Annotated in this window: 6 protein-coding genes; all 6 read left to right on the plus strand. The window is 33.5% G+C overall.

What is annotated here, in order from left to right; all coding sequences use genetic code 11:
* Positions 1–413 precede the first annotated feature (413 nt).
* Positions 414–1,928: a glucose-6-phosphate dehydrogenase gene (gene zwf / locus V7056_RS14605; RefSeq protein WP_499703065.1), complete on the plus strand. Its 1,515-nt coding sequence runs from the start codon at positions 414–416 to the stop codon at positions 1,926–1,928.
* Between the two features lie 2 nt (positions 1,929–1,930).
* A complete protein-coding gene (tkt, locus tag V7056_RS14610) occupies positions 1,931–3,925 on the plus strand; it encodes a transketolase (protein WP_499703067.1) in 1,995 nt (664 codons plus the stop codon).
* 100 nt (positions 3,926–4,025) lie between these two features.
* Entirely contained in the window at positions 4,026–4,919 is an 894-nt protein-coding gene (gene gnd / locus V7056_RS14615) for a phosphogluconate dehydrogenase (NAD(+)-dependent, decarboxylating) (RefSeq protein WP_499703069.1), read from the plus strand.
* Positions 4,920–4,973: 54 nt separating this feature from the next.
* Positions 4,974–5,642: a fructose-6-phosphate aldolase gene (gene fsa, locus V7056_RS14620; RefSeq protein ID WP_499703071.1), complete on the plus strand. Its 669-nt coding sequence runs from the start codon at positions 4,974–4,976 to the stop codon at positions 5,640–5,642.
* Positions 5,643–5,826: 184 nt separating this feature from the next.
* Positions 5,827–6,888, plus strand: coding sequence for a lactonase family protein (locus tag V7056_RS14625; RefSeq protein ID WP_499703073.1), 1,062 nt, complete (start codon positions 5,827–5,829; stop codon positions 6,886–6,888).
* 16 nt (positions 6,889–6,904) lie between these two features.
* The coding region (locus V7056_RS14630; RefSeq protein ID WP_499703075.1) for an iron-sulfur cluster biosynthesis family protein at positions 6,905–7,202 on the plus strand (298 nt) is incomplete at its 3' end.

The raw sequence follows: 7,202 nt of genomic DNA on the forward strand, positions 1-7,202 counted from the left end.
ATACTAAATAATAAACCAAATCATTTTAAAGCCTTGGGTAACTTTTTAAAGTTATTCAAGGCTTTTTTGATTGAAAACAAAAAAATATTAACCAAATTCTTGAATTTTAAGCATTTTATTGGTAACTAAAATTTTTTTCTTGTATTATAGGGAGTGTGAAAAAATATTTTTCGAGAATAAGTGACAAATAACTTCATTTGGATTAACTATTTCTCGAAGAAATATATTTACATTGAAATCCTTCTGACTAAATTAAACGGATCAACCCTTCACTAAAATAGGATTTTTCAGTACTTTTTATTCAAAGAATTTCAGATATATTTTTACAATTTAATAAAGAAATGAACTTTTTATGTCTTTAGAAAGATAATAGATAAATAGAATAAAAGGTTCGAACTTAGGGGGTTTAGTTAATGGATTCTATGTCATTTGTATTATTTGGAGGTACAGGTGATTTAGCAAAACGAAAAATTTATCCTGCTTTATATAATTTATTTATTGATCAGAAAATGCCAAAATCATTTTCAATAATTGGACTTGGTCGAAAAGAGATTTCAGACAAAGACTTTCAGCTACAAGTGAAACAATCACTTGAGACATTTTCTAGACGTGAATTAGAAAGTGACGTAACAACTGAAGCTTTTCTCGAATCAATCCGTTATCATCAATTAGATATTACAAAAAAAGAAGGATTTCTTGATTTGTTAAACCTTGTGAAAAAACGCGAACTTGAATTAAATATTCCAGAAAACAGATTATTTTACTTATCTGTAGCCCCTGAATTATTTGAAACAATCGCATTTAACATTAAAGATAGTGGATTAGGCACAACTAAAGGTTGGAAACGTCTAATCATTGAAAAACCATTTGGACGTGACCTAAAATCTGCAAGAGATTTAAATGAAAAATTAAGTAAGTCTTTTAATGAAGATGAAATATATAGAATTGACCATTACCTTGGTAAACCAATGGTTCAAAATTTAGAAGCATTAGAATTAGCGAACCCAGTCCTTCAAGCATTGTGGAATAATCAATTTATTGCAAATGTCCAAATTACTGCAAGTGAAACTGTTGGGGTTGAAGAAAGAGCTGGTTATTATGATAATGCTGGTGCAATTCGTGATATGTTCCAAAATCATATGCTTCAGTTATTAATGATGACTGCAATGCATTTACCAAAAAATGTAACAACAGATGAAGTGCGTACAGAAAAACGTAAAGTTTTAGAAGCACTTAGACCGATGACAAAAGATGACGTTACATCTCATGTTGTCCGCGGTCAATATACATCAGGGGAACTAAATGGTAAAAAGCTTCAAGGATACAAACAAGAGCCTGGAATTGACATTTCATCTCAGAATGATACGTTTGTAGCTGCTCGATTAATGATTGACAACTCATTCTGGAAAGGCATACCATTTTATATTCGTACTGGTAAACGTTTAAAAGAAAAATCGACGCGTATTGTGTTTGAATTTAAAAACCCAATGCAAGATGATCTATATAAAAAGAGAAATGAATTGGTTGGACCAAATCTATTAGTTATAGAAATTAATCCAAGCGAAAGAGTTTCATTCTATCTAAATAGTAAAAACATTGATGGGAAAATTGAACCTGTTCGTGCAGATTATTTAGCAAATGCCGCTGACCAACCAGAAGCTTACGAATTACTTGTAAATGATGCAATTCGTGGAGATGCGAAGTTTTTCGCACACTGGAAAGAAGTAGAATTAGCTTGGCAATTTGTCCAACCAATTCTAGAGGCATTTGAAGAAAATTTAACACCACTTCATTCATATAAAGCTGGTTTATTTGGACCAGAGGCATCTAGTCAATTATTGGCAGAAGATGGATTTAAATGGTGGCTTGACTCGGATTCAGAAGAATCTGATCTTAGTGAAAATAAGAAACTAAAAAGGAGTATCTAAAAATGAATACAGCTATTGATACTTTAGCAATTAACACAATTCGTACATTATCTATTGATGCAATTAACCAAGCTAACTCAGGACACCCTGGACTTCCTATGGGTGCAGCACCAATGGCATATGCTCTTTGGGCAAATCATCTAAAACACAATCCAAAGAGTTCTAAATGGTTTGACCGCGACCGTTTCGTACTTTCAGCAGGACATGGTTCTAGTATGTTATACAGTTTGCTACACGTAGCAGGTTATGATGTATCGATCCAAGACTTAAAGGAATTTCGTAAACTAAATAGTAAAACACCTGGTCATCCTGAATTTGGACATACTGATGGTGTTGAAGCTACAACTGGTCCACTAGGACAAGGTATTGCAACAGCAGTTGGTATGGCAATGGCAGAAGCGCATTTAGCTGCTAAATTTAACAAGGATAACCATTCAATTATTGATCATCACACTTATGCACTAGTTGGTGATGGAGATTTAATGGAAGGTGTTGCTTATGAAGCAATGTCACTTGCTGGTCATATGAAGCTTGGTAAATTAGTTGTGCTTTATGATTCAAACGATATTTCTTTAGATGGTACTTTAAATCTTTCTTACTCAGAAGATATGCAAAAAAGAGCAGAATCATTTAATTGGCACTATTTACGTGTTGAGAATGGTAATGATCAAGAAGAGATTTCAAAAGCAATTGAGCTTGCAAAACAAAACACTAGCCAACCAACTATTATTGAAATCAGAACAATTATCGGTTTCGGTAGTCCAAAAGTTGCTGGTACGAATAAAGCACATGGTGCTCCACTTGGAATTGAAGAAGCGAAAGAAACGAAAAAAGCTTATGGATGGAACTATGACGAAGATTTTTATGTTCCAGAAGAAGTTAAACAGCATTTTAGCGAGATACAAATGAAAGGTAGCCAGTTAGAATCTGAATGGAATCAATTATTTAATCAATATCGTGAGGCTTATCCAGAATTAGCTACAGAATTAGAAAAAGCGATTACTGGTGAAGTTCTGATTGATGCTGATGGAATTTTAACGTTTGATCCTCAAAAAACAGTTTCTACACGTGTAGCAAGTGGTGAAGCAATTAATCACTACATAAAATCAGTACCTGAAATTTTTGGAGGAAGCGCAGACTTATCTCACTCTACAATGACAGATATTAAAGATGAGACTAAATTTGCTGTTGAATCTTATGCAGGTCGCAATATTTACTTTGGTGTTCGTGAGCATGCAATGGGTGCTGCTGCAAATGGTATGGCATTACATGGCGCTGTAAAACCTTTCGTAAGTACATTCTTTGTATTTAACGATTATTTACGTCCATCAATTCGTTTAGCAGCATTACAAAAATTACCTGTAACTTACGTATTTACGCATGATTCAATTGCAGTTGGAGAAGATGGTCCAACACATGAGCCAGTTGAACATCTAGCTGCATTACGTGCAATCCCAGGTTTAACAGTAATTCGTCCATCAGATGCAAATGAAACATCAAACGCTTGGGCATATGCTTTACAAAATACTGAAGGACCAATCGCATTAGTATTAAGTCGTCAAAACTTACCAGTATATGAAGAAACAGCTAAAAATATTGATAATCTTTCAAAAGGTGCTTATGTTTTAACTGAAACAAATAGCAATCCTGACTTAATTTTAATTGCAACTGGTTCAGAAGTAGCACTTGCAGTTGATAGTAAAACTGAGTTAGAAAAAGAAAATATTTCAGTAAGAGTAGTTGCTATGCCAAGTTGGGAATTATTTGAAAAACAATCTGATGAGTATAAAGAAACTGTACTTCCTTCAGACAATACAAATCGTATTTCAATTGAAATGGGAATTTCTCTAGGATGGGAACGATTTGTTGGTTTCAAAGGTAAAAAAATCTCAATTGAAACATTTGGTGCATCAGGTACTGGAAATGAAGTAATGGAACTGTTTGGTTTCAGTACAAATAATGTTGTAAATATTAGTAAAAGTTTATTAAATTCTTGATTTAATGACATCAAAAAAGTATTTTGATACTTTTGTCATAAAATTATTTACTTAGAGAAAAACATATATAGATACATGGATGATTTAGGAGGATATTGTAATGAAAGTTGGATTAGTTGGATTAGGGAAAATGGGATTAAACTTAGGTCAAAATTTAATGGACAACAACCATGAAGTCGTTGCTTTTGACGTAAATGCTAGTGCTGTAGAAGAAATGAATAAACTTGGCGCTACAGGCGTAAAAAGCTTAGAAGATTTAGTTAAAAATTTAGATACGCCAAGAATTCTTTGGATCATGGTTCCACATGCTGTAGTTGATTCAGTCATTAATGAAGTGAAACCTTTCTTAAGTGAAGGCGATATTGTGATTGAAGCTGGTAATTCTCACTATAAAGAATCAATCAGACGTTATGATGAATTAAAAGAATTCGGTATCCGTTTCATGGATGCAGGTACTTCAGGCGGTATGGAAGGCGCTCGTAATGGCGCATGCTATATGGTTGGTGGAGATCAAGAGGCTTGGGATATCGTTGAACCAATTTTCAAAGATACTGCTGTAGAAAATGGTTTCTTATATGCTGGTAAAGTTGGTAGTGGTCATTTCTTAAAAATGGTACACAACGGAATTGAATATGGTATGATGGCTGCAATCGGAGAAGGTTTTGAAGTATTAGAGAAAAGTGACTTCGACTACGATTATGAAAAAGTAGCGAAAGTTTGGAACAATGGTTCAGTTATTCGTTCATGGTTAATGGAATTAACTGAAAATGCATTCTCTAAAGATGCTAAGTTAGATGAGATTAGAGGAGTTATGCATTCTTCAGGAGAAGGTAAATGGACAATTGAAACTGCATTAGATTTACAAGCATCTACGCCTGTTATCGCAATGTCATTATTAATGCGTTACCGTTCATTAGATAATGATACATTCAATGGTAAAGTTGTTGCTGCTCTTCGTAATGAATTCGGTGGACATGCAGTTGAAAAGAAATAAATAAACGTTACAATATAAATATAAAAAATACTTATTTTTTGGAGGAAGACAAACATGAAATTTTTTATCGATACAGCTAACGTAGTTGATATTCAAAAAGCTTATAAAATGGGTGTATTATCTGGAGTAACAACAAACCCTTCTTTAGTAGCAAAAGAAGGCGTGAAATTTGAAGATCGTATTGAAGAAATTTTAAAATTAGTTCCTGAAGTAGAATCAGTTTCTGCTGAGGTTACACCAAATGCTGTATCTGCTGAAGAAATGATGGCTGAAGCAGATGAATTAATTAAAATTAACGGTGGAGATAAAAACATCACAATCAAACTTCCTATGACACTTGCTGGATTAGAAGCTTGCCGTTACTTAACTAAAAAAGGTGTAAAAACTAACGTTACATTAATTTTCACTGTGAACCAAGCATTATTAGCTGCTAGAGCTGGTGCAACTTATGTATCTCCATTCTTAGGTCGCTTAGACGACATCTCTGAAGATGGAGTACTATTAGTTGCTAAAATTGCTGAATTATTCCGTGTTCATAACTTAGCTGCTCAAATTATCGCAGCATCAGTACGTCACCCAGATCACGTTACTCGAGTTGCATTGGCAGGTGCACATATCGCTACAATTCCATATAGCGTAATTGAGCAACTTTCTAAACACCCATTAACTGATCAAGGAATTGAAAAATTCGCTGCAGATTGGGAAAAAGCACCTAAACTTTAATCGAATAGCTCAAAAAGCTGGATTAAGTAAAAATAATTAAATAAATAAATAAATAAATAAATTAGAAAATGACCCCCTTTGTCTGTGATACTGTTTTAGGCTGTAGCTATGATTAAGGGGGTTTTTAAAATAGAGTAACCATTTCCATAAAATGAAAAATAAAACATTTTGAGGAGGAGTAGCAATGCATACAACTAACAGTAAATTTCTAGGTTATATTGGGACTTATACAAAAGGGGAAAGTAAAGGGATTTATCGTTTTACACTTGATACGAACGCAGAAAGAATAATAGATGTTGAATCAGTAGCTACATTAGAAAATCCTACATATGTAACAATCAGTAAAGATAACAAGTACCTTTATTCAGTCGTAAAAGAAGGAGATAAAGGTGGCGTATCTGTATTTTCAATTCAAGAGGAAAGTGGAGAGCTTGTGAAAATTAATTCACAACTCACAGAAGGCGCATCTCCTTGCCACGTAAGTGTTAATGAAGATAATCATGTTGTCGTAACAGCTAATTATCATAAAGGTACAATTGAATCTTATGAAGTTAACGGACAAGTAAACCCAGTTACTTCAACAATGCAACATTCTGGTACTGGACCTAATCAATCAAGACAAGAAAAACCGCATGCTCATTATTCAGGATTTTCTCCAGATGAAAAATTTGTACATGCAGTAGACTTAGGAACAGATGAAATTAATACATACCAATTAGAAAACAGTACGTTAACAAAATCATCTACTTTACACGTAAAACCAGGAAGTGGCCCAAGACATTTAACATTCCATCCAAATGGTCAATTCGCTTATGTAATGACTGAGTTAAGTTCAGAAGTAATTGTATTATCATATAACAGTGAAGATGGCAGTTTTACTGACCTTCAATATATTTCAACAATTCCAGTTGATTTTACTGAAAATAACCAAGGTAGCGCAATTCATATTTCAAATGATGGCCAATTTGTCTATGCAGGAAACCGTGGACATAACAGTATAGCTGTGTTTAGTGTAAATCAAGACAATGGTAAGCTAGAATTAGTTGAAATTGTCTCATCTGAAGGGAACTGGCCACGTGATTTTGTATTAGATCCTACTGAAAATTATGTTATCGCTTCAAATGAAATCTCTGGTAATCTTGTATTATTTGCTAGGGATCAGCACACAGGAAAATTAACAGTCATTCATTCAGATGTACTAGTTCCTGAACCTGTTTGTGTAAAATTCCTACATGTTACTAAATAAGAAGGCAGGTTAAAACATGGACTTTAAAATTACTGATGCTGCAAGAGAAAAGTTAATGAACATAGAAGACCATCAAATATTACTACTAGAATTTGATCGTGGTAGTTGTGATGTTGTAAATAATATTTATCAAATCCAAGTAATCAACAAAAGACCATGCGGACCCAATGAAAAATTAATTACGGGCGACGGAATAGAATTTATGGTTAACTTACTTTTTGAAGATGTATACGAAAATCAGTTAGTCATTGATTATGTAAATGGTTCTTTTGTATTCAAAAATAAAAATCAGATATTCAACAACAGAATAGGGC

It is taken from the genome of Bacillus sp. JJ664 (assembly GCF_036962205.1).
Lineage (GTDB): Bacteria > Bacillota > Bacilli > Bacillales > Bacillaceae_G > Gottfriedia.

Excerpts from the sequence above, each read along its gene's own strand:
- zwf (WP_499703065.1), top strand. The coding sequence starts at position 414 with ATGGATTCTATGTCATTTGTATTATTTGGAGGTACAGGTGATTTAGCA.
- tkt (WP_499703067.1), top strand. The coding sequence starts at position 1,931 with ATGAATACAGCTATTGATACTTTAGCAATTAACACAATTCGTACATTA.
- gnd (WP_499703069.1), top strand. The coding sequence starts at position 4,026 with ATGAAAGTTGGATTAGTTGGATTAGGGAAAATGGGATTAAACTTAGGT.
- fsa (WP_499703071.1), top strand. The coding sequence starts at position 4,974 with ATGAAATTTTTTATCGATACAGCTAACGTAGTTGATATTCAAAAAGCT.
- V7056_RS14625 (WP_499703073.1), top strand. The coding sequence starts at position 5,827 with ATGCATACAACTAACAGTAAATTTCTAGGTTATATTGGGACTTATACA.